This is a genomic window from Flavobacterium amniphilum (genome assembly GCF_023634845.1).
In the GTDB taxonomy this organism is placed as follows: domain Bacteria; phylum Bacteroidota; class Bacteroidia; order Flavobacteriales; family Flavobacteriaceae; genus Flavobacterium; species Flavobacterium amniphilum.
Genome location: NZ_JAMLJL010000002.1, coordinates 347,207 through 368,827, shown reverse-complemented (window position 1 = coordinate 368,827; position 21,621 = coordinate 347,207). Strand labels below are relative to the sequence as shown.

Genomic DNA, 21,621 nt, shown 5'->3' with positions numbered 1-21,621 from the left:
CTCATAATTTATAACTCATAACTCATAACTCATAACTTCCTTACGGATATCCCCATCCACCATGGTCAGTTTACGGTCGGCCATATTAGCCAGTTCTTCGTTATGGGTCACAATAACAAACGTCTGCCCGAATTCATCCCTCAGCTTGAAGAATAATTGGTGCAGGTTCTCTGCCGTATGGGTATCTAAATTTCCTGAAGGTTCATCGGCAAATATAACCGCCGGCTTATTAATCAACGCACGGGCAACTGCAACACGTTGTTGTTCACCCCCCGAAAGTTCATTCGGTTTATGGTTGATGCGGTGTCCCAATCCAAGATAAGTCAGTAAACGTATTGCCTCTTCCTCAGTTTCTTTTTTGGGCTTATTGGCAATATAGGCAGGAATGCAAACATTCTCCAGCGCCGTAAACTCAGGCAATAGTTGATGAAACTGAAAGATAAAACCTAAATTCAGGTTTCTGAACTTCGATAAGGATTTGTCATTCATCTTCAATACATCTTCACCATTAATGAAAAGGCTTGTGGCTTTATCGGCAGAAGGTTTGTCAAGCGTTCCCAGAATCTGCAGTAAAGTGGTTTTTCCGGCTCCTGAAGCCCCCACTATGGAAACGATTTCTCCTTTTTGGATATGTAAATCAACTCCTTTTAAAACCTGGAGTTGGTCATAATATTTATGAATATTGGTTGCTTTGATCATCCTTATCAGTTTGTACAAAGAAACAAAGTTTTTCGGGTTTTATAAAATCCACCAGTTGATATTCTGCGTATATAGTGATAAAGTTTCGTTAAGAACAAAATTACAGCTGACTAATTTTTTAAATTTGGTAAAAGAAGAAACCATGAGAACATTATTTTTATCTTTAATATCTTTACTGACGATGAGTTGTGAATCCAAAGCTAAACCCGTGGAAAAAATAGAACCCCAGGATATGAACCCAAATAACGGAAAGGAAATAGCCATTTTTGCAGGCGGTTGCTTCTGGTGCACAGAAGCAGTTTTTTTAGAATTGAATGGTGTACAGAGTATTAAACCGGGGTATATAGGCGGTAAAACGTCTAACCCTACTTATGAGGAAGTGTGTTCCGGGTATTCAGGACACGCCGAAGCAGTTAAGATTGTTTTCGACCCCTCCAAAATAAGTTACGGGGAATTACTGGAAATATTTTTTGCTACCCATGACCCTACAACCATTAACCGTCAGGGCGCCGATGTAGGCTCGCAATACCGCAGTGAAATCTTCGCTACTAATGAAAAACAGAAAGAATTGGCCTTGGCTTATATCAAACTGCTTAACGACGAGAATACATACGGCAAGAAAGTAGTAACAAAAGTAAGTGATGCCTCAACTTTTTATGTCGCAGAAGACTACCACCAGAATTATTATAACCAAAACAAGGAGAAATCATACTGTACGTATGTCATTACCCCAAAGGTTGAAAAAGTACGTAAAGACTTCAAGGACAAACTGAAAAAATAATCTGGCATCCCTTTTGCTGTAGATGAATTGTAATCATTAATTTTTTGTAACATGACAAAAGAGGTACAGGTTGGGGTTTCCGTTTATAAGCCTCAGGCTACAATTGGTAAGCTGATTTTAAGTTTAATGTTTGACGCCATTGGTATGATGACATATGCGATACCGCTTTTAGGTGAAGCATTTGATATTGTCTGGGCTCCCATAGCCGCTTTTGCATTGTCAATGCTATTTAAGGGAAGTGTGGGGAAAATAGGAGGTATAGTAGCCTTTATTGAAGAGATCATACCCGGTCTGGATATAATACCTACATTCACATTAACGTGGCTCTATGAGTATTTTATGGACAGGAAAAACAGTAGATAGTAGATAATAAAAATCCCGGTATTCCGGGATTTTTTTATGACTTGAAAACAAAACCCAAACCCATCGATTTCAGCATCTTCTTCCCAAATTTAAAGAAGAACTCAAACTGCCCGAACAGATAACCAATGGCAATCAGCATGAACGGGTACAAGGGAAGCACTAAAACTAAAAGGATTATCCAGTATAATGTCCAGTGCAGGTTTTGTTTGTTTAAACCTATTAAATCCATTAAAAAAGACGATATCTTCGCCGACAGCGAACCGTTTATTGCAAATACAACGAAGATTACGGCTAACTGCCAATTGGATGTGATGCCCCAACGCTCTTTTAATTTCTTCATAAGGCAAATATAGAAATTTACCTTGGTGGTACAAAACCGTAAAGCTGTTGTTTAAAAGTATTTTGAAAATAAACCATGTAATTATAAATCAAATAATTCACTTCATAGCCATAATGTATCGCAGGGTCGTAATTGATAGACATTTCGTACAAATTACGGTCGTAGCGTTGTGGCTGTAATACCCTTCTGTTCCATTCCTGGACATACCATTGGTTTTTACCTTCCAGATACGATTCTGAATGATATCCTCTTGGGAATGCCCTTGAATTTAACCAGTTATTGAATCCGGGATCGATGATAATGACCTCATACTCCAGTTCCGAATTGGCAATTTTAACGGTGTCTCCCTGAACCGACTTGGCATTGGCCATACTGTCGCCGGAACTGCCTGTGCTTTTAGTTTTGCACGAAATGACACTTGTTATGATTACCAACATTAATAATAAAGTTCTCATGATTGTATGTATTAAAAAAACCACGTCCATAAGAACGTGGTTTTATTGTTATTTCCTTCCGAATATACTGCTTAAAAATCCGCCTAGACCTCCTTTTTTAGTGGCTGCGGCTACTGCGTCTCCTACACCTAGTTGACCGTCGCCGTCCTGATCCAAAACCGAAGTTAATATTGATCCGCCTGATGAAGAGTCTTCGGCTTGGCTTTGACTGCCACCTCCGAGCAAACCGCCTAATAATCCGCCCAAATCTGTTCCGCTCTGAACGTTACTGCCTTTGGCTTTATTGGCAAGGTAAGCCATTAGGATAGGTGCTGCCAATTTTAGAATCATTCCTATTTTATCAGTACTCACACCGGTACTTTGGCTTAGGTTAGATTCAATATTCGATTGTTCACCACCAAGCACATGCCCCAGAATCTTTCCGCCGTCTTCAGTGTCAATTCCGCCGCCACCCAGCATACTGCCAAGATTGTCCAGTAAACCGCCATCGTGCTTCCCGCCTAAAAGAGCGCCAAGTAAACCTCCGGCACCTTCTTCGGTTGTGGCATTATTCTGCATCGCGTTGACTAACGTGGGTAAAGCTGATGTTAAAACTGATGAAGTCTCACTTTCTGTTGTACCGGCTTGATTACCAATGCCGCTAATGATTTGCTTTCCTAAATCACTATTAATTAAATCTAAAATTCCAGCCATTTTAATTGTTCATTTAATTAAGTTAATGTACAATAAATGTAAGAAATAATTTTAGATTTCGTGTTTTAATAATGTTATAATTTGATCTGCCAATTCAGTCCCGATTCTGTCCTGGGCTTCAACCGTAGCAGCTCCGATGTGTGGTGTCAATGAGATCTGCGGATGCATTAAAACCTGTACAGCCGGTGTTGGTTCATCCTGGAAAACATCAAGTCCCGCGAAGGCAACTTTTTTACTGTCCAAAGCTTCAACCAGATCCACTTCATTGATAATACCACCTCGCGAACAGTTGATGATTCCCACACCGTCTTTCATGATCTCAAATTCTTTTTTCGAGATCAGGTAACCGTCTTGTGAAGGAACGTGTAAAGTAATGAAATCAGAATGCTTTAATAAGTCTTCAACCGGTTCGGTAAAAATTTCTACATCTATAAATTGGTCATTGTAAAATTCAACGCGTATCTGTGCTTTACCTACAAAACTATCGGAAGCAATTACTTTCATTCCCAGTCCTAATGCCATTTTGGCTACAGCCTGGCCAATACGCCCAAAACCGATGATACCGATTGTTTTTCCTCTCAATTCGATTCCGTTGGCATACGCTTTTTTCAATCCGTCAAAATTGCTGTCACCTTCCAGTGGCATATTTCTGTTGGAATCATGTAAAAAACGAACACCACTGAACAAATGGGCAAAAACCAGTTCAGCCACCGAGTTTGATGACGAAGCCGGTGTGTTGATTACCTGTATATCTTTTGAAATAGCATAATCAACATCGATATTGTCCATTCCAACGCCGCCACGGCCAATGATTTTCAAGGACGGACATGCATCAATAATGTCTTTACGCACTTTGGTTGCACTACGTACTAATAATGCCGCAACCTGATGCGTGTTTATATAATTGGCTACCTGTTCCTGAGCCACTTTTGTAGTAATTACTTCAAATCCGGCGTCTTCCAAATGTGCAATTCCGCTTTTTGAAATCCCGTCGTTTGCTAAAATTTTCATTGTGTTTATTTTGTTTAGGAGCTCTTCCCGCTATCCGCTTTATCTTTTTACCGGGTCATTTCGGGAGCCTCAATGACCCGGTAAAAAGGATGCCGCTGCTATCGGGGCTAGTTATATTTTACTTTCCAAATCTTTCATTACGTCAACCAGAACCTGAACGCTTTCAAGTGGCAAGGCATTGTACATTGATGCACGGTAACCACCTACCGATCGGTGGCCTGTCAATCCTGAAATCCCGGCAGCTTTCCAAAGTTTATCAAAAGTTTCGGCATGACTTTCATCATTCAGTACAAAAGTAGCGTTCATGGAACTTCTGTCTTCAACTGAAGCCGTTCCTTTGAATAAAGGATTTCGGTCAATTTCGGTATACAGTAAATTTGCTTTTGCTTCGTTTTGCTTTTCAATGGCTTTGATTCCGCCTTGGTTTTTCAACCATTGTAATGTCAGCAAAGAAGCATAAATAGGGAATACCGGCGGGGTATTGTACATACTTTCTTTGGCAATATGTTGTTGATAATCCAACATCGATGGAATATATCTTCCCGTTTTACCTAAAATTTCTTCTTTAACCACAACCAAAGTAGCTCCGGCTGGTCCCATATTTTTTTGGGCACCGGCATAAATAAGGTCAAATTTAGAGAAATCAAGCGATCTTGAAAAAATATCCGAACTCATGTCACAAACAACCGGAATATTCAATTCCGGAAAAGACTTCATCTGCGTCCCGAAAATGGTATTGTTACTGGTGCAGTGAAAATAATCTGCATCAGCCTGAATTTTGTAGTTTTTAGGGATATGTGTATAATTATCGGCTTTTGAGGAAGCTACAACAATGGTTTCTCCAAAGTGTTTGGCTTCTTTGATAGCTCCGCTTGCCCATGTTCCGGTATCAAGATATGCTGCCTTACCATTTTCTTTCATTAGGTTGTAAGGAACCATTAAAAATTCCAAACTGGCACCTCCGTGTAAAAATAATGCCTGATAACCTTTGCCTTCCAATCCAAGAAGTTCAAGAACCAAAGCACGTGCTTCTTCCATCACCGAGACAAATTCTTTACTACGGTGTGAAATTTCAAGGATGGATAAATCCATTCCGTTAAAATTAAGGACAGCCTTTGCTGACTGTTCAAAAACTTCCTGTGGTAAAATACATGGCCCGGCGCTGTAATTGTGTTTTTTCATTGTTTTTAAGTGTTGTTTATCGGATTTATTAAAATCAGCACAAATTTCGTGAAATACTGAACAAAAAAAGCCTAATTGTTGTTAACATTAGGCTTTAGTTTATTAACGAAAACGTTTTCGCTTGTTATAAATGTAACAAAAAATCTAATGTATCGATGTTATCTGCGTAATCCCATAGTTTTGGTTTCTGTGTTTGGCCAAACGGAATACTGTTTTGAATCAATCCGCGCGAGACAATACACTGAATGGAATCGGCGTCATTTTGCAAGCGAGATTCCACTTCCTTGATATCATCATAAAATTCATAAAATACCGAAGAAATAGGAGAGGCATAGCTTGTATCTTGTTTTATTGTTATGAATCCGTTATCCAGTAACTGGAAAAGACTCATCAGAAAAACCGCTTTGTTATAGTCGTAATTATTGGCGTATTTTTCATATTTGATAATATCCTGATAAACAAAAATGGCTTCAAAGAAGTTTTTGAAATCATATTCTTTCGGAACAAAAAGCTTGGAAACATTACGGCAACCCAATCCGAAGTAACGGAAAATATCTTCTCCCAGATTCGTTAAATCTTCTTTGGTTTCATTTCCATTCAAAACAGCAACAGAATTACGGCTTTTACGGATAATATTCGGTTTATCCTTGAAATAATATTCAAAATAACGGGCCGTATTGTTGCTTCCGGTGGCAATAACGGCGTCAAAATTTTCCAGTTTACCTTCGGTGAATTCAATGTAATTCTTGAATTCCTGCTGTACTTCTATCAGATAATTGGCTAAAAAAGGTAATAAATGTTGATCGTTTGATGATGTTTTAACTAATACTTTATGTCCGGAAACCAATACTGATAAAAAATCATGAAATCCAACCAAAGGAATATTTCCGGCCAGAATCAAACCAACGGTTTTAACTTCCGTTTTGGAAAAATCATAGGGAGCTATCCATTTGTTAAGGTTCTCTTCTGTCAAGGCTTCAGCCCAGGAATTAATAGAGAAATAGACTTGTTCGGGCGTAAACCAACCGTTATGGGATTGTGAAAGTTCAATCAGGCTGATAAAACGGTCAAAGTAAAGATCATTAAACCTGACTTGATCAATCTTTTCGTTTTTCCCTTCCCGGAACTGACTTAAAAACTTTCCTAATTCAATAAAGGCATTTATTTTATTTTTTTGTAGCATTTGTTTTTTGCTTATGTGTGGTTTACATTGTAATTTTGCACAAAAATAATACTTTTTAGCTTTAGGCTGTATGCAATACACCATAAGCATCAAAATAAGTGTAATCGCTTTTGGCCAATCGCTTAAAGCATAAATCAGAAAAATATGGCAATTATCATAACAGACGAATGTATCAATTGTGGTGCCTGTGAACCGGAATGTCCGAATACGGCAATTTATGAAGGAGCTGATGACTGGCGTTGGAAAGACGGGACGTCATTAAGCGGTAAAATTGTTTTACCTGACGGAACAGAAATTGATGCTGATGCAGCGCAAACCCCTGTATCGGATGATATATATTACATTGTTCCGGGAAAATGTACAGAATGTAAAGGTTTCCACGAAGAGCCTCAGTGTGCAGCAGTTTGTCCTGTTGATTGCTGTGTTCCTGATGATAATCATGTGGAAGATGAAGAGACGTTATTGAACCGTCAGTCATTCCTGCACAATGACTAAGTAACTAAACAATTTGAATAAACGAATGAAAAACAATTTTTTTATGGGTGTAAAAGTTTTACTTGTGGGGATAAGTTTAACTTTTTCACAATTTCTGGCTGCACAGAATAATGAAGGTAAAATGAAATTACTGGTAATTGTAAATGCAGAAAATAATCTTAAAGTAAATCTTAATAAAAGTCCTTTTTTATATGGTGGTATTCTAGGGGTTCTTATAGCTCAGGGAATAGCTGATGAAGCCAATGAACGTAAATCGGTTGAATTACAAAAATTAATGACTGATTTTGTGGACTACCGTTTCAAACACGCTTCTACCATAAAAGAAAACCTGATGAATAAAAACAGTATGTTGGATATTACTGCTTTTAACAAAAGGGATGTGGCGAAATACTTTGATGCAAAAGCAAAATTGAATTTTGACCAATTAAAAGCTGACGGTTGGAAAAACGTATTGTTGATCAATGAATATCTTGGTTATTTCAGAAGCGATAAAAAAGATAATAAATTTAGTGTGTGTGCTGCCTCCGAAGTAACTGCATATGATGTTGCCAAAGAAAAATCTCTGGGTAAGGTTGAGGCTTCAAAATTAAAAGGGGATGTGTTGTTTTCTGAAGAAGAAATCAGTTCTCAAAAAAATATTCTGATTGATAATTATGCAGCTTTATATCCTGGTTTGGACTTAAATATGTATTTCCGTCTTTTGGGAAAAGATTTGTTCAATAAAATGGCAATTACCCAAGGAATGGAAAAAGAATTTCCTTCTGTGAAAAATGCTTTAAGCAAGTATAAAAAGACATTTGAAGTAAAATTTCCGGAAGTAGACGGATGGAAAAAATTCGCAACCGGCAATGATTATCTATTTGTAAATGCTCCAAGTAAAGATAAAACCATCATGGCCATCAGTTCAGATGTTGATCTTGCCATTGATGAATTGGGGCAAAAGGATTTGGACATCAATGAATATGTAGCTTTGAGAATTTCAAGACTTAAAGAAGCTAATTTTGAAGTGGATACTGTTAATGAGATGCCTAAATTGAGCATTGGAAATGACTGGATCGCCTATATGATCACGCATCCAAACAAAGGGAAAAGTATTATTGTTCACCGAAAAATTGATAATTTTTTCGTGTCACATGAAATGGTTTTATTACAGCAGGATTATTTGACCCTTTTCAATAAATACAAAGCAGATATTGAAAGTTACATCAATAACTCTTATCTTATTTCAAAATCATAATTAGGTATTTGCTAATTCAAACATATATCAGGTCCCCACAATTTGTGGGGATTTTTTTTAAATAAAATATTTGGGACTTTGCTGCTTTGAGACTTTACAACTTTTAACCTATATTTGCACACTTTTAAAAATCAGAATAATGAAAGCAGGAATCGTAGGATTGCCTAACGTAGGTAAATCCACTCTTTTTAATTGTTTGTCAAACGCAAAGGCACAAAGTGCTAACTTCCCGTTTTGTACTATCGAACCTAATATTGGTGTGGTAAACGTTCCGGATCCGAGAATCAACCGTTTGGAAGAATTGGTAAAACCTGAGCGTGTGCAAATGGCAACTGTGGATATCGTTGATATTGCAGGATTGGTGAAAGGAGCAAGTAAAGGAGAAGGTTTAGGAAACCAATTCCTTGGAAACATCCGCGAGTGTAATGCTATTATTCACGTTTTGCGTTGTTTTGATAATGATAATATTGTTCACGTAGATGGAAATGTAAACCCAATCCGTGATAAAGAAACTATTGATATCGAATTGCAGTTGAAAGACTTGGAAACGATTGAAAAGCGTTTGGAAAAAGTAAACCGTGCTGCAAAAACAGGTAATAAAGAGGCGCAGGCAGAACAAGCATTGTTAAATAGAATTAAGGATGCTTTAATGCAGGCTAAATCGGCCAGAACTGTTGAACCTCAAAGCCAGGATGAAGAAGAATTAATGGAAAGTTTCCAATTGATTACTACGAAACCCGTTTTATACGTTTGTAATGTGGACGAAAGTTCGGCAGTAAACGGTAACAAATATGTTGATCAGGTTCGTGAGTTAGTTAAAGACGAAAGAGCAGAAGTTATTGTGCTTTCTGTTGGAGCAGAAGCAGATATTACTGAATTAGAAAGTTACGAAGAACGTCAGATGTTCTTACAGGACATGGGATTGACTGAACCGGGATCTTCTGTGTTAATTCGTGCGGCTTATAAATTATTAAACCTTCAGACGTATTTTACGGCAGGTGTGAAAGAAGTCCGTGCCTGGACTATTAATATTGGTGATACAGCCCCGAAAGCTGCCGGTGTGATTCATACTGATTTTGAAAAAGGATTCATCCGTGCTGAAGTGATTGCTTTTGATGACTATTCTAATTTAGGTTCCGAAGCTAAAGTAAAAGAAGCCGGGAAATTAAGAGTGGAAGGTAAAGAATATATAGTTAAGGATGGTGATGTAATGCACTTCAGATTTAATGTGTAAATTTTAGAATTCTGATATATAAATAATTAAGCGAAACTTTCCAGTTTCGCTTTTTTTGGCTCAATTTTTGATTTCATTTTGTAAAATAACCCCATGAAATCAATCGTTTTACTAGCCTCATTTTTATTTTTGTTTTTTTCCTGCAAAGAACATTGTGAGGAGCCTTTGGAATCTTTTGACTTATATTTTGAAAACCCACAGCCTGTAAATGATTCTGAATTATCAAAAATTCCAAATAGGTTTATTGGATCTTATCTTGTTGATAATGATTATTATATGATTGTTTCAAAAAATCAGATTATTACAAAATATCTGTATAAATCGATGGTACATAAAAAAGACTTGGACTCTTTAAGAAAAGATTTTATTATTGAAAAAAACAGAATGATTTTCAGGGAGGATGATAAACTTATTTTGAAGTATAGGTTTATTGGAGATTCAATCGAATTGTCAAATGAAGAAATTGACATTTTTTTTGAGTTTTCAGATAAGCAGAAGATGAAACGACTCGGTAACTGTCTTATTTTAAATGAAAAAGATTCTGTTTTCTGGAAATCAAAAATTTTAAGATTTGAAAAAAAATCTGCTGTAATTGAAAATTTAAATAATTGGAGCGAACTATATCAATTTGACTCGATAACTAAAATAAAATCAAAGAAAATCGATTCCACAAAATTTATTCTTTCCCCTTCCAGAAGAGAGTTTAAAAAGTATTTGGAAATCAGTAAACAAGTCCAACTTAACAAAGAAACATAATGAAGAATATCAGAAAAACAGCAAAATTCTTTCTAAAACTAATATTAGGTTTTATAGGATTTCTATTGATTTATATTTTGAGTGCTTTTTTACTACCAAAAATCCCTGTAAATTCTGATGTTACGGCTGATGGAAAAACAATTCAGGTTTATATACTTTCCAATGGTGTTCATACCGATATTGTCCTTCCGGTGAAAAATGATTTATATGATTGGAGCCAAAAAGTAAAATTTGAAAATACAATTGCGAAAGATTCTACGGCACAATTAGTAGCTTTCGGATGGGGTGATAAAGGATTTTATCTGGAAACGCCAACATGGGATGATTTAAAATTTTCGACTGCGTTTAAAGCGGCTTCAGGATTAAGTACATCGGCTATTCATACTACATTTTATAAAAGTCTGAAGGAAAATGCGCAGTGTAAACGTTTGTTGATTTCTGAATCGGAATACATGAAATTAGTTGGTTTTATCACCAATTCATTTAAGCAGGATTCAGATAATTTTCTGAAAATTGAAACGGATGCAGTTTATGGTAAAAACGATGCTTTTTATGAAGCCAAAGGAAGTTACAGTTTGTTTCATACCTGTAACACCTGGACGAACAATGCCTTGAAAGCTGCGGATCAGAAAGCTGCATTGTGGACACCAACAGACATTGGTATTTTAAATCATTATACTAAATAAAATAGATTGCAGAAAAAGTGGATTGGTTTAATTCACTTTTCTTGCAATTACTACATACGTATCATAAGCATATGTTTTTCGGTCAATAAGTTCAATAATTTCAAAACCTTTTATTTTTAGATGTAATTCGATTTCTTCTTTGGTAAAGATCCGTACAATTGAAGTGTCTTTTTGGATGAATTTTTTATCATTACCGGATTCGACAAAATAATCGGCTTCCCATTTTACCAAAAAGTTGTCCAATTCAGTTGGAAACCAATTGCCAATTCTCGAGTAGATTTTTCCGTTTACCACAGCTTTGTGTTCGATATCTTTATTTTCAAGGATAAAAGGAAGATATCGGGATGCATCAATAAAATCAAAAGCAAGAAATCCTTTATCGTTCAGATTATTTGAAATTGATGCCAAAGCATCGTGAAAATCTTTATTGGTTATGATGTAACTAGTTGTTCTTCCTGTGATTATAGCTGCGTCTGTTCTTTTCTGGAGTTTGAAGTTTCTCATGTCTCCGTGTAATAAATTCAGTTCAGGATATTTTTTCCGGGCAATGGAAAGCATATCTTCACTATAATCAATCCCGGTGTAATCAAAGTTGTCTTCCGAAAATCTATAGGCTAAATTACCGGTGCCGGCACCAATTTCCACTACTGAATTACAATTGTAATTATCGAGTATGCTTTTGTAAAAAGTGTATTCTTCATCATAGTTTACGAAACTTTGGTACATAGCTTCATAAATTCCGGCCATTTCGCCTTCGTATAAAGTTGCCATATCTGATTAATTAAAAAAGGCTGGTGTGATACCAGCCTTTATGATTTGTGATTATAGTTTGTAGTTTAAAGATAAACTAAACATTGAACCTAATTGACTGAAATGATAACCGTCGTAAGTCATTCTTGAATAACGTTGGTTAAAAGTAATTAAGTTGGATTGGGTTTTAACTTGTGCTGGATCGCTCAGGATAGCACGCCCGGCATCATTAAGTGCAACAAATTTCCATTCCGGTAACACATTTAAGATGTTGTTTGCATTGAATGCGATTGTGATTTTTTCGTTTAAGTTGAAATTTACACCTAAATCAGTAACAACCTTTGGTACAAATTCTGTTTCTAAATTAGAATCAATACCAGCTTGTTGGAATCTTGTTTTACCAAATAATGTATTGTTTAGGTTGAACCCGAATTTACCAATATCATAAGTAGTCCCTAAAATCCATTTTGTTTTTGGTCTTGAAGAGAATAACAATCGTTCTTGTGTATTATCAATAATTGGAGCTGTTTCGTTCGTGGCATCGTTTACAAGGAATAATGGCACATCATTTCTTTTTTCATTTTTAAACGTGTAGTTTCCTGATAAGTTAAAACCTAAATTTCCGGTACCAATTTCGATGTTTTTATAGTTTAATACCACATCTAAACCAGAAGTTCTCGTGTCAAGTGCATTAGTGAAGAAAGAAAGCGTCCCTAAGTTTTTCCCATCTCTTGTCACATCGGTCATTTCATCACTTAAAACAATTCTGTCGTCAACAGTGATATTATAATAGTCAATTGTAGCACTGAAATTATCCGTTGGTTTGATTCCCATACCTAACGTGAAATTTTTTGATTTTTCAGCTTTCAATTTATCAATATCCAATAATCTTGCTTGTGGAGATACATTATTAATTAATCCACTCACTTGGATACCTTGACCGGCTACGAAGCTGTATTGTGATTTTTGAGTATAAATCTGGTGTAATGAAGGAGCTCTGAAACCGGTAGATAATGAAGCTCTTAAAGTAACTTTGTCATCCATGAATTTATAACGTGAACTTAATTTCCATACGGCTGTACTTCCGAAATCACTGTAGTTTTCAGCACGTAACGTACCGCTTATCTGGAAATCTTTTGTAGGGTCAAAATCAACAGCTGCATAAGCACCTAAGTTGTATCTGTTCCATTTTCCCGAATTCTCAGGTCTGTTTCCTGCAAATGAATCAGCTCCAACACCTTCCCAAGAAGCTCTGTCACCTTCCAAAACTGCAAAGTTTTCTGTTCTGAACTCAGAACCAATACCAAAACTCCAGTGATCGTTGATGATTTTATTGATATCAATATTACCTACGATATGGTTAAAGCTTGTTCCACCCGGTTTAAAGCTGATCGGACTGTTTTCCAGATACACATTTTCGCCATTACCGTCTTGAATATCAGATCTGTTGAAAGAGTTATTAACACTGTATTCTTGTTTGTTACCACCAAAAGTTATACTTAAATCAGTGTTCCAGCCATTCTTTTTCGATTTTATTCCTACTGTGGCATTGTAGTCATTTAAGTCGCCTTCAAATGTAGGTACATATCCGTCATATCCACTTGGTGTGTCAGCAGGGAAAAAGTCTGCTAAAAACGGATAATCAGCTAAACTTCTCCAGTAAGGAGTTCTGTAGTTAGCAAATGAATTTACTTTTTTGTAAACATACGCTCCGTTAAAATAGAATTTTGATTTGTCGCTTACGTCAACACCACCGTTGATTTCAAATTTTGATGTAGCAGTTTCCGGTGATGCGTTAATGTTTCCGGCATCTGGACGTCTGTCTAAGAATTCCTGTACATCATTGATATCAGCGCCAAAATCATTAGCTTCTCCTTGTGCATCAACTTTGCCCGGACGGTTAGCCATTTTTGTTTTTGAGAAATCGATAGTGTAATTCAAAAATCCTTTTTCTTCAAAAATTGTTGTACCATTGTTGATACTAACCCCCAGCATTTCTCCTCCGCCTTTGCCTGTAATACCGGTTCTTAAAGTTGCTGAACCAGCATTAGCTGAATTTTTAAGGATGATGTTCATTACACCGGCAATTGCATCAGATCCATATTGTGCAGATGCACCGTCACGTAAAATTTCAACTCTTTCGATTGCATCCTGAGGAATTGCAGAGATATCTGCACCTGTTTCACCGCGTCCCGGAGAGGTTTGGGTGTACAATAATGCACTCATGTTTTTACGTTTTCCATTAATCAAAATCAATGTACGGCTTGGTCCCATATTTCTGATTTCATATGGATCAAGCAATGAAGTAGCATCATTTACAGGAGTCTGTACCGTGTTGAAAGACGGAATTCTGTATTGTAATGCTTTATCAAATGATGCCTGACCTGTTGAAGCAAGATCTTTTGTGGACAGTAAATCGATAGGTAGTGCAGTAGTAGTATTGCTTCTTGGTGCCGAACGGGAACCAACTACCACAACTTCTTCCAGTGATTTTGAATCATCTATCATTGTTACATCAAGAGTGTTTTCCCCATCTACTATTGTGATTTCTTTTGATACGCTTTTAAAGCCAAGAAAAGAAAACGAAATAGTATAATTTCCATTTGACAGATTAAGTTGGTATTTTCCTTCAAAATCGGAGGTTGTTAAACTACCGCCGGTAACTGAAATGTTTACCCCCGGAAGTCCTTGACCTGATTCATCACTTACTTTACCAATAAGTTTGCTTTGGGACAGTAGAGTATTACTCATAAAAAGCCCAAAAAGAATAAGAACAATTTTTTTCATGCGTGTTTGATTAGTGTTTATTTTTTGTAAATATCAAAAAAAATATTTAATATTTTAACAAGTATTTAACTTTTCTGGAAGAAGATTTGTGAAGAATGCTGATAATTATATTGTCAATAACTTTATTTGTCAGGTGTTTTAAATGATATCCATTTATTTTATATTAGCACCACTCGAGGCTTTTATGAGTAATAAAAGTCGAATAGAGAAGTTAAACCGATTTTTTATATGCTTGAGCAAAATCAATATACCGAAGACAATATCCGTTCTCTCGACTGGAAGGAGCATATCCGTATGCGTCCCGGTATGTACATCGGAAAATTAGGGGATGGTTCTTCACCTGACGATGGTATTTATATTTTATTAAAGGAAGTTCTGGACAACTGTATCGATGAGTTTGTTATGGGTGCCGGAAAAACCATTGAAGTTACCGTTAAAGATAAAATGGTAACCGTTCGTGATTATGGACGTGGAATACCTTTAGGTAAAGTAGTGGATGTAGTGTCCAAAATGAATACCGGTGGTAAGTATGATTCGAAGGCCTTCAAAAAATCAGTTGGTTTGAATGGTGTCGGTACCAAAGCTGTTAATGCACTTTCGACTTTCTTCCGTGTGGAGTCTGTTCGTGATAACCAACAAAAAGCTGCTGAATTCTCTGCCGGTAACTTGACACTTGAAGAAGAAGTTCAGGAAACAACCAAACGCAAAGGAACAAAGGTTTCTTTCGTTGCAGATGATACGATCTTTAAACATTACAAATACCGTAACGAATACATCATTAAGATGTTGAAAAATTATTGTTACCTGAATACGGGATTGACAATAATTTATAACGGTGAGAAGTTTTATTCGGATAATGGACTGAAAGATTTACTGGAAGAAAACATTTCCGAAGAAGATATGGTGTATCCAATCATCCATCTTTTGGGAGATGACATCGAGATTGCGATGACACACAGTAAAACCCAGTATTCTGAAGAATATTATTCGTTTGTGAACGGTCAGAATACAACTCAGGGAGGAACACATTTGGGCGCTTTCCGTGAAGCAATTGTACGTACGATAAAAGAATTCTACAATAAACCTTTTGAAGCTTCGGACATCCGTAAATCAATTGTTTCGGCAATTTCGGTAAAAGTAGAGGAGCCTGTTTTCGAATCACAGACCAAAACTAAATTAGGCTCAACGGAAATGGGACCTAATGCAGCTTCAGTCCGTACTTTTGTCAATGATTTCATTAAAACCAAATTAGATAATTTTTTACATAAAAATCCGGAAGTAGCCGATTTGCTTCTGCGTAAAATCCTTCAGGCGGAAAGAGAGCGTAAAGAGCTGTCAGGTATCCGAAAATTGGCAAAAGAACGTGCCAAAAAAGCAAGTCTACACAATAAAAAATTACGTGATTGCCGTGTGCATTTAACCGATGCCAAAAATCCGAGAAGTTTGGAAAGTACGCTTTTCATTACCGAGGGAGATTCAGCTTCGGGATCAATTACCAAGTCACGTGATGTAAATACCCAGGCGGTTTTCAGTTTACGTGGTAAGCCTTTGAATTCGTACGGAATGACTAAAAAAATTGTGTACGAAAACGAAGAGTTCAACTTGTTACAGGCAGCCTTGGATATAGAAGAAAGCATGGAAGATCTGCGTTACAATAATATCGTAATCGCTACCGATGCCGATGTCGATGGTATGCACATCCGTTTACTGTTGATTACGTTCTTCTTACAGTTTTTTCCGGAAATTATCAAAGAAGGCCATTTGTATATTCTGCAAACGCCTTTATTCCGTGTGCGTAACAAAAAAGAAACGATTTACTGCTACAGCGATGAAGAACGCCGGATGGCCATCGATAAATTAAAGCCAAAACCGGAAATCACACGATTCAAGGGATTGGGAGAGATTTCACCGGACGAGTTCAAACACTTCATTGGTGACGACATCCGATTGGACCCTGTTATGCTGGACAAAGCAACATCCATTGAAAAGTTATTGGAATTTTATATGGGTAAAAACACACCGGACCGTCAGGAATTCATCATTAATAATCTTAAGGTTGAATTGGATACGGTGGAAGAATTAACAAGTTAGAGACTAGTTTGCATCAGCAAAAATATGAGCGAAGAAAACGAAAATATAAACGAAGAAGAATTAACACCACAAGAAGATCAATCCGCTGAAGAACATTCTTCAGGAGAAGGTCATTTTGAGGGAGAACACTTTTACGATCACAATGAAGAAAATCCGGATGCAACCATTACGAAAGTAACCGGGATGTATAAAGATTGGTTCCTGGATTATGCCTCTTATGTAATCCTGGAGCGTGCCGTACCGGCTATTGAAGACGGATTTAAACCGGTTCAGCGCCGTATCATGCACTCCATGAAAGAGTTGGATGACGGCCGTTACAATAAAGTGGCAAACGTAGTTGGTCATACCATGCAATACCATCCGCACGGAGATGCGAGTATTGGTGATGCCATGGTGCAAATCGGACAAAAAGATTTACTGATTGATACCCAAGGAAACTGGGGTAATATTTTAACCGGTGACGGAGCCGCAGCTTCGCGTTATATTGAAGCACGTATTTCAAAATTCGGTTTGGAAGTTTTATATTCTCCTAAAATTACCGAATGGGGATTGTCATACGATGGACGTCGTGCCGAGCCAATCAATCTTCCGGTGAAATTCCCATTATTGTTAGCGCAGGGTGGGGAAGGTATTGCTGTTGGTTTATCCACCAAAATTTTACCACACAATTTCAATGAGTTGATTGAGGCTTCGATTAAAATCCTGAAAAATAAGCCTTTTACATTATATCCTGATTTCCCAACTGCCGGTATTGCCGATGTTTCCAATTATAATGACGGTTTGCGCGGAGGCCGTGTGCGTGTACGTGCCAAAATTTCCCAATTGGACAAGCAGACATTGGTAATTACCCAAATTCCGTTTTCGACCAATACTTCGTCATTGATAGACAGTATCCTGAAAGCGAATGATAAAGGGAAAATCAAAATCAAAAAAATTGAAGATAATACAGCGGCTGATGTTGAGATTTTGATCCATCTTCCGCCGGGTGTTTCGCCCGATAAGACCATCGATGCGCTGTATGCTTTCACAGCTTGTGAAACATCATTGGCACCTTTGGGGTGTGTGATTGAAGATAACAAACCTTTGTTCATAGGGGTTTCGGATATGTTGAAAATATCCACTAACAGAACTGTTGATTTATTGCGTCAGGAATTGGAGATCCAATTACAGGAATTGGAAACCAAATGGCATTTTTCGACTTTGGAAAAAATATTCATCCGGGAAGAAATGTACATCGATTTCAAATTGTATTCGGATAAGGAATCATTATTTGAATACATGTACAATCGTTTCGAGCCTTTCAGAAAATCATTCGTGAGGGATATTGTTGACGAAGATTTGCAAAAGCTGACACAGATTCCGATGATTCGTATCACACGTTTTGACTCGGATAAAGCGGATGAGCAGATTGCGAAACTGGAAGAAGAAATGGAACAGGTGAAACATCATTTGGCCCACTTGATTGAATTCGCAATCGATTATTTTACGAGACTGAAAGAAAAATATGGTAAAGGACGCGAACGCCAGACTGAATTGCGTTCTTTCGATACGATTGAGGCGACTAAGGTAGTTCTGCGTAATACTAAATTATATGTGAACCGTGAAGAAGGTTTTATCGGTACCGGCCTGAAAAAAGATGAGTATGTTGCCGATTGTTCGGATATTGATGATGTTATCGTATTCTTACGTGACGGAAAAATGGTGATAACAAAAGTCGACGATAAAAAATTCATCGGTAAAGACATTATCCATATTGCTGTTTTCGACAAGAATGATAAACGAACGATCTATAACATGATTTACCGTGACGGAAAATCGGGTTCTTCGTTTATAAAACGTTTCAATGTTTCAGGAGTTACGCGTGATAAAGCCTATGATCTGACTCAGGAAAAACCGGGATCACAAGTGTTGTATTTTTCACATAACCCGAATGGGGAAGCCGAAGTAGTAACCATTTTGCTGCGTCAGGTAGGAAGTGTGAAAAAATTGAAATGGGATTTGGATTTTGCCGATATCGCTATCAAAGGAAGGGCTTCCAAAGGAAATACGGTGTCAAAATATCCAATTAAGAAAATTGAACTGAAGGAAAAAGGTATTTCGACCTTACGTCCGCGAAAAGTTTGGTTTGATGATACTGTTCAGCGTCTGAATGTGGATGCAAGAGGAGAGTTGTTAGGTGAATTCCGTCCGAATGACCGACTTCTGATTATCAATCAATCGGGTAAATTGAAAACCATTATTCCGGAATTGACCACACATTTTGACGAAGACATGATTATTCTGGAAAAATGGCATCCTAAAAAACCGGTTTCGGCCATTTACTATGATGGTGAAAAAGAACGTTATTTTGTAAAACGTTTTCTGGTTGAAAACGAAAACAAAGAAGAAATTTTTATTACCGAACACGAAAAATCACAATTAGAAATTGTTTCAACCGACTGGCGTCCGGTTGCAGAGATTATCTTTGCGAAGAATAAAGGAGTTCAAAAAGAGAATCAGACAATTGATTTGGAACAATTTATTGCCGTAAAAGGAATCAAAGCGTTAGGAAATCAATTGACGACTGATAAATTAAAACAGGTGAATCTTTTGGAACCGCTTCCGTATGAAGAACCAATAGAAGTGATTCCTGAAGAAATTGAAGTGATTGATTCAAATTCTGAAGAAGGATCAGATTTAGCTGATTATAATATAAGTCTGGATGACGATGGGCAAATTACCCTGAGTCTGGATTAAGTTTTAAGAAAATAGTAACAGTACCCACTGTTACTATTTTTTATATTTGCCTGTATCAAATGAAAAGAAAATTATTCATATACGCTATAGTGTTTCTGTTCGGCATGTTTGTAATGCCCGGAAAAAGTTATGCATGTACTAATGGAAAATCTTCCAATTCACATAGAATAGAAACATCAAAAAAATCATCGGATAAAAGTTGCTGTGATGAAAAATCTTCATCTGAAGAAAAAGGCTGTAACAAAAGTTGTGATGATTCAAAATGCCACTGTACTTCTTTAGGCGGATGTATTTCGATGGTTTTCGGAATTTTGGAAAACAGCAGCAATTTCTTTATTCCTGTCACAGGAAAAAATAATAACTTCCATTATAATGCTTTGTTAAGCAAAGTATTCTTTACTGTTTGGGCACTGCCTAAAATAAGCTAACGATTTTCTGACTAGCCATAATTGTACATTTTTGGAAATGATAAAAATTTCCGATTGCAATTATTTATCTAATTTTATACTAATTATAAGCTTGTTATTCAGGCTTTAAAATCGTTTACTTATGAAATCGCGACTAATAACACGTTTGTTGCAAACAATCACTTATGAAAACAAGGCGATAACATATGTGACCGCTAAAAATTAAATTATACACATATGAAAAAATCAATTCAAAATATAGTTTTATTGCTGAGCATTGCAGTATTTTCTGTTTCGTGTGAAGCCCAAATCAAAAATGCAAAAAAAGAAACCGTAAAAATCAGTGGAAACTGTGAAATGTGTGAAGAAACCATCGAAAAGGCAGGAAATTTGAAGAAAATTGCCTCGGTTGATTGGGACAAAGACACAAAAGTTGCAGCAATCAGTTATGATGAAACGAAGACCAATAAAGAGGAAATTTTAAAAAGAATCGCTTTGGCAGGTTATGACAGTCCTCTTTTTTTGGCTCCGGAAGATGCCTATAAAGATTTACCTGAATGTTGCCAATATAAGCGTCAATTTAAACAGGAAGTAGTTAAAACAACTGCAGAAGAAACAGCACATAACCACGATAATCATAGTGATAGCAAAGAGGTTAAACAAGAAAAAAATCAATTGGCAAATGTTTTTCAAAACTATTTTCAGTTAAAAGACGCCTTGGTCAATTCTGATGGCAATAAAGCTTCAGGAATCTCAAAAGAACTTTCTACTGCTCTTAGTCAGGTTAAAATGGAATTATTGGACAATGAAGTGCATATGGTTTGGATGAAAGTAAATACTGATTTAAATGAAGATGCTGCACATATTGCTGATACTAAAGATATAAAACATCAAAGAGATCATTTCATCACACTTTCCAAAAATATTTACGCCCTGATGAAAACCGGAAAATTAAGTGAACCTATATATTATCAATTTTGTCCGATGGCTAACGACGGTAAAGGAGCTAATTGGCTGAGCAAGGAAAATGCAGTTAAGAATCCGTATTATGGTTCGATGATGTTGACGTGTGGAAAAACGGTGGAAACGCTTAAATAATGAAAATTTACATCAAAAATATGGTTTGCAGCCGTTGCAAATTGGTTGTTAAGTCCGAGTTGGAAAAACTCGGGCTTAACGTCCTTTCAGTTGAATTGGGCGAAGCTGAAATAATTGACTCTTTGGATGATAGCCAAAAGGAATTAGTAGTAAAACAACTGGAGGAATTCGGGTTTGAAGTGATTGATGATAAAAAAAGCCGGTTAATCGAACAGGTTAAAACGGTTATTATTGAATTAGTCCACCATAGCCAGGAAAGTATAAAAACCAATCTTTCAGATTTTATCAGTGAAAAATTATCTCTTGATTATAATTATGTGAGCAATCTGTTTTCGGAAGTTGAAGGTGTTACTGTTGAGAAATACTATATTCTGCAGCGCGTAGAAAAAGTGAAAGAACTTCTGGTTTACGATGAATTGAATTTAAGCGAAATAGCCTATCAACTCAATTACAGCAGTGTGGCGTATCTGAGTAACCAATTTAAGAAAGTAACCGGTTTTACACCCACTTATTTCAAACAACTGAAAGAGAAAAAGCGCAAACAAATCGAAGACCTATAAAAATTACAAATCCAACCCGGAATAGTGTAACAGATCCCATATAGAATGCTCTGAACTTTGTCATTATTAAATCACTT

21 protein-coding genes are annotated in these 21,621 nt (G+C 36.7%); 12 read left to right on the top strand and 9 right to left on the bottom strand.

The genetic code is table 11. The annotated features are described in order from the left end of the window. Positions 1-15 precede the first annotated feature (15 nt). The gene (locus NAT51_RS03585; RefSeq protein WP_250595415.1) at positions 16-699 is read right to left on the bottom strand and encodes an ABC transporter ATP-binding protein; all 684 of its coding nucleotides are present in this window, start codon (positions 697-699) and stop codon (positions 16-18) included. Between the two features lie 232 nt (positions 700-931). Between NAT51_RS03585 and msrA the strand changes: the two genes are divergently transcribed. Together msrA and NAT51_RS03575 are read left to right on the top strand one after the other, a co-directional pair. After that, positions 932-1,480, top strand: coding sequence for a peptide-methionine (S)-S-oxide reductase MsrA (msrA, locus tag NAT51_RS03580; protein ID WP_394799681.1), 549 nt, complete (start codon positions 932-934; stop codon positions 1,478-1,480). Positions 1,481-1,531: 51 nt separating this feature from the next. Beyond that, on the top strand, positions 1,532-1,843 hold the full coding sequence (locus NAT51_RS03575) for a hypothetical protein (protein WP_250595319.1): 312 nt from the start codon (positions 1,532-1,534) through the stop codon (positions 1,841-1,843). A 34-nt stretch (positions 1,844-1,877) separates the two neighbouring features. On the opposite strand, the gene NAT51_RS03570 is transcribed toward NAT51_RS03575, so the two are convergent. The 6 genes from NAT51_RS03570 to NAT51_RS03545 all read right to left on the bottom strand — a co-directional run bounded on the left by NAT51_RS03570 (position 1,878) and on the right by NAT51_RS03545 (position 6,707). Further along, positions 1,878-2,183 (bottom strand): DUF6787 family protein, encoded by a 306-nt coding sequence (locus NAT51_RS03570; RefSeq protein WP_250595318.1) that lies wholly within the window; start codon positions 2,181-2,183, stop codon positions 1,878-1,880. A gap of 17 nt (positions 2,184-2,200) precedes the next feature. Beyond that, on the bottom strand, positions 2,201-2,638 hold the full coding sequence (locus tag NAT51_RS03565) for a DUF6146 family protein (protein ID WP_250595316.1): 438 nt from the start codon (positions 2,636-2,638) through the stop codon (positions 2,201-2,203). A 48-nt stretch (positions 2,639-2,686) separates the two neighbouring features. After that, positions 2,687-3,331 carry a DUF937 domain-containing protein gene (locus NAT51_RS03560; protein ID WP_250595314.1) on the bottom strand — a complete coding sequence of 215 codons (645 nt, stop codon included), beginning with the start codon at positions 3,329-3,331 and terminating at the stop codon, positions 2,687-2,689. A gap of 51 nt (positions 3,332-3,382) precedes the next feature. Next, on the bottom strand, positions 3,383-4,342 hold the full coding sequence (locus NAT51_RS03555) for a D-2-hydroxyacid dehydrogenase (protein WP_250595312.1): 960 nt from the start codon (positions 4,340-4,342) through the stop codon (positions 3,383-3,385). Positions 4,343-4,453: 111 nt separating this feature from the next. Next, positions 4,454-5,524, bottom strand: a complete 1,071-nt coding sequence (gene serC, locus NAT51_RS03550; protein ID WP_250595310.1) for a 3-phosphoserine/phosphohydroxythreonine transaminase — start codon at positions 5,522-5,524, stop codon at positions 4,454-4,456. A 124-nt stretch (positions 5,525-5,648) separates the two neighbouring features. Continuing rightward, a complete protein-coding gene (locus NAT51_RS03545) occupies positions 5,649-6,707 on the bottom strand; it encodes an acyl-CoA reductase (RefSeq protein WP_250595308.1) in 1,059 nt (352 codons plus the stop codon). 144 nt (positions 6,708-6,851) lie between these two features. Between NAT51_RS03545 and NAT51_RS03540 the strand changes: the two genes are divergently transcribed. The 5 genes from NAT51_RS03540 (at position 6,852) to NAT51_RS03520 (ending at position 11,115) form a co-directional block, all read left to right on the top strand. After that, entirely contained in the window at positions 6,852-7,202 is a 351-nt protein-coding gene (locus tag NAT51_RS03540) for a 4Fe-4S binding protein (RefSeq protein WP_250595306.1), read from the top strand. A gap of 25 nt (positions 7,203-7,227) precedes the next feature. Further along, on the top strand, positions 7,228-8,439 hold the full coding sequence (locus NAT51_RS03535; RefSeq protein WP_250595304.1) for a hypothetical protein: 1,212 nt from the start codon (positions 7,228-7,230) through the stop codon (positions 8,437-8,439). 139 nt (positions 8,440-8,578) lie between these two features. Next, positions 8,579-9,673, top strand: coding sequence for a redox-regulated ATPase YchF (gene ychF, locus NAT51_RS03530; protein WP_250595302.1), 1,095 nt, complete (start codon positions 8,579-8,581; stop codon positions 9,671-9,673). Positions 9,674-9,766: 93 nt separating this feature from the next. Further along, positions 9,767-10,429: a hypothetical protein gene (locus tag NAT51_RS03525; RefSeq protein ID WP_250595288.1), complete on the top strand. Its 663-nt coding sequence runs from the start codon at positions 9,767-9,769 to the stop codon at positions 10,427-10,429. A gap of 8 nt (positions 10,430-10,437) precedes the next feature. Then, the gene (locus NAT51_RS03520) at positions 10,438-11,115 is read left to right on the top strand and encodes a TIGR02117 family protein (protein ID WP_394799680.1); all 678 of its coding nucleotides are present in this window, start codon (positions 10,438-10,440) and stop codon (positions 11,113-11,115) included. A gap of 27 nt (positions 11,116-11,142) precedes the next feature. Here NAT51_RS03520 and NAT51_RS03515 read toward each other — a convergent pair whose 3' ends face one another. Both NAT51_RS03515 and NAT51_RS03510 read right to left on the bottom strand, forming a co-directional pair. Then, positions 11,143-11,886: a class I SAM-dependent DNA methyltransferase gene (locus NAT51_RS03515; protein WP_250595284.1), complete on the bottom strand. Its 744-nt coding sequence runs from the start codon at positions 11,884-11,886 to the stop codon at positions 11,143-11,145. 51 nt (positions 11,887-11,937) lie between these two features. Beyond that, positions 11,938-14,652, bottom strand: coding sequence for a TonB-dependent receptor (locus tag NAT51_RS03510; protein ID WP_250595282.1), 2,715 nt, complete (start codon positions 14,650-14,652; stop codon positions 11,938-11,940). 228 nt (positions 14,653-14,880) lie between these two features. Here NAT51_RS03510 and NAT51_RS03505 point away from each other — a divergent pair, with 228 nt between their 5' ends. From NAT51_RS03505 to NAT51_RS03485, 5 genes are all read left to right on the top strand, one after another. Continuing rightward, a complete protein-coding gene (locus tag NAT51_RS03505) occupies positions 14,881-16,743 on the top strand; it encodes a DNA topoisomerase IV subunit B (RefSeq protein ID WP_250595274.1) in 1,863 nt (620 codons plus the stop codon). A 24-nt stretch (positions 16,744-16,767) separates the two neighbouring features. Beyond that, positions 16,768-19,479, top strand: a complete 2,712-nt coding sequence (locus NAT51_RS03500) for a DNA gyrase/topoisomerase IV subunit A (protein ID WP_250595272.1) — start codon at positions 16,768-16,770, stop codon at positions 19,477-19,479. A gap of 59 nt (positions 19,480-19,538) precedes the next feature. After that, positions 19,539-19,907: a hypothetical protein gene (locus tag NAT51_RS03495; protein WP_250595270.1), complete on the top strand. Its 369-nt coding sequence runs from the start codon at positions 19,539-19,541 to the stop codon at positions 19,905-19,907. A 216-nt stretch (positions 19,908-20,123) separates the two neighbouring features. Further along, positions 20,124-20,984, top strand: a complete 861-nt coding sequence (locus tag NAT51_RS03490) for a DUF3347 domain-containing protein (RefSeq protein WP_250595268.1) — start codon at positions 20,124-20,126, stop codon at positions 20,982-20,984. Then, entirely contained in the window at positions 20,984-21,544 is a 561-nt protein-coding gene (locus tag NAT51_RS03485) for a helix-turn-helix domain-containing protein (RefSeq protein WP_250595265.1), read from the top strand. The genes NAT51_RS03490 and NAT51_RS03485 overlap by 1 nt, the downstream gene beginning before the upstream one ends. The last annotated feature ends 77 nt before the right edge of the window (positions 21,545-21,621 follow it).

Excerpts from the sequence above, each read along its gene's own strand:
- NAT51_RS03585 (WP_250595415.1), bottom strand. The coding sequence starts at position 699 with ATGATCAAAGCAACCAATATTCATAAATATTATGACCAACTCCAGGTT.
- msrA (WP_394799681.1), top strand. The coding sequence starts at position 932 with ATGAACCCAAATAACGGAAAGGAAATAGCCATTTTTGCAGGCGGTTGC.
- NAT51_RS03575 (WP_250595319.1), top strand. The coding sequence starts at position 1,532 with ATGACAAAAGAGGTACAGGTTGGGGTTTCCGTTTATAAGCCTCAGGCT.
- NAT51_RS03570 (WP_250595318.1), bottom strand. The coding sequence starts at position 2,183 with ATGAAGAAATTAAAAGAGCGTTGGGGCATCACATCCAATTGGCAGTTA.
- NAT51_RS03565 (WP_250595316.1), bottom strand. The coding sequence starts at position 2,638 with ATGAGAACTTTATTATTAATGTTGGTAATCATAACAAGTGTCATTTCG.
- NAT51_RS03560 (WP_250595314.1), bottom strand. The coding sequence starts at position 3,331 with ATGGCTGGAATTTTAGATTTAATTAATAGTGATTTAGGAAAGCAAATC.
- NAT51_RS03555 (WP_250595312.1), bottom strand. The coding sequence starts at position 4,342 with ATGAAAATTTTAGCAAACGACGGGATTTCAAAAAGCGGAATTGCACAT.
- serC (WP_250595310.1), bottom strand. The coding sequence starts at position 5,524 with ATGAAAAAACACAATTACAGCGCCGGGCCATGTATTTTACCACAGGAA.
- NAT51_RS03545 (WP_250595308.1), bottom strand. The coding sequence starts at position 6,707 with ATGCTACAAAAAAATAAAATAAATGCCTTTATTGAATTAGGAAAGTTT.
- NAT51_RS03540 (WP_250595306.1), top strand. The coding sequence starts at position 6,852 with ATGGCAATTATCATAACAGACGAATGTATCAATTGTGGTGCCTGTGAA.
- NAT51_RS03535 (WP_250595304.1), top strand. The coding sequence starts at position 7,228 with ATGAAAAACAATTTTTTTATGGGTGTAAAAGTTTTACTTGTGGGGATA.
- ychF (WP_250595302.1), top strand. The coding sequence starts at position 8,579 with ATGAAAGCAGGAATCGTAGGATTGCCTAACGTAGGTAAATCCACTCTT.
- NAT51_RS03525 (WP_250595288.1), top strand. The coding sequence starts at position 9,767 with ATGAAATCAATCGTTTTACTAGCCTCATTTTTATTTTTGTTTTTTTCC.
- NAT51_RS03515 (WP_250595284.1), bottom strand. The coding sequence starts at position 11,886 with ATGGCAACTTTATACGAAGGCGAAATGGCCGGAATTTATGAAGCTATG.
- NAT51_RS03510 (WP_250595282.1), bottom strand. The coding sequence starts at position 14,652 with ATGAAAAAAATTGTTCTTATTCTTTTTGGGCTTTTTATGAGTAATACT.
- NAT51_RS03505 (WP_250595274.1), top strand. The coding sequence starts at position 14,881 with ATGCTTGAGCAAAATCAATATACCGAAGACAATATCCGTTCTCTCGAC.
- NAT51_RS03500 (WP_250595272.1), top strand. The coding sequence starts at position 16,768 with ATGAGCGAAGAAAACGAAAATATAAACGAAGAAGAATTAACACCACAA.
- NAT51_RS03495 (WP_250595270.1), top strand. The coding sequence starts at position 19,539 with ATGAAAAGAAAATTATTCATATACGCTATAGTGTTTCTGTTCGGCATG.
- NAT51_RS03490 (WP_250595268.1), top strand. The coding sequence starts at position 20,124 with ATGAAAAAATCAATTCAAAATATAGTTTTATTGCTGAGCATTGCAGTA.
- NAT51_RS03485 (WP_250595265.1), top strand. The coding sequence starts at position 20,984 with ATGAAAATTTACATCAAAAATATGGTTTGCAGCCGTTGCAAATTGGTT.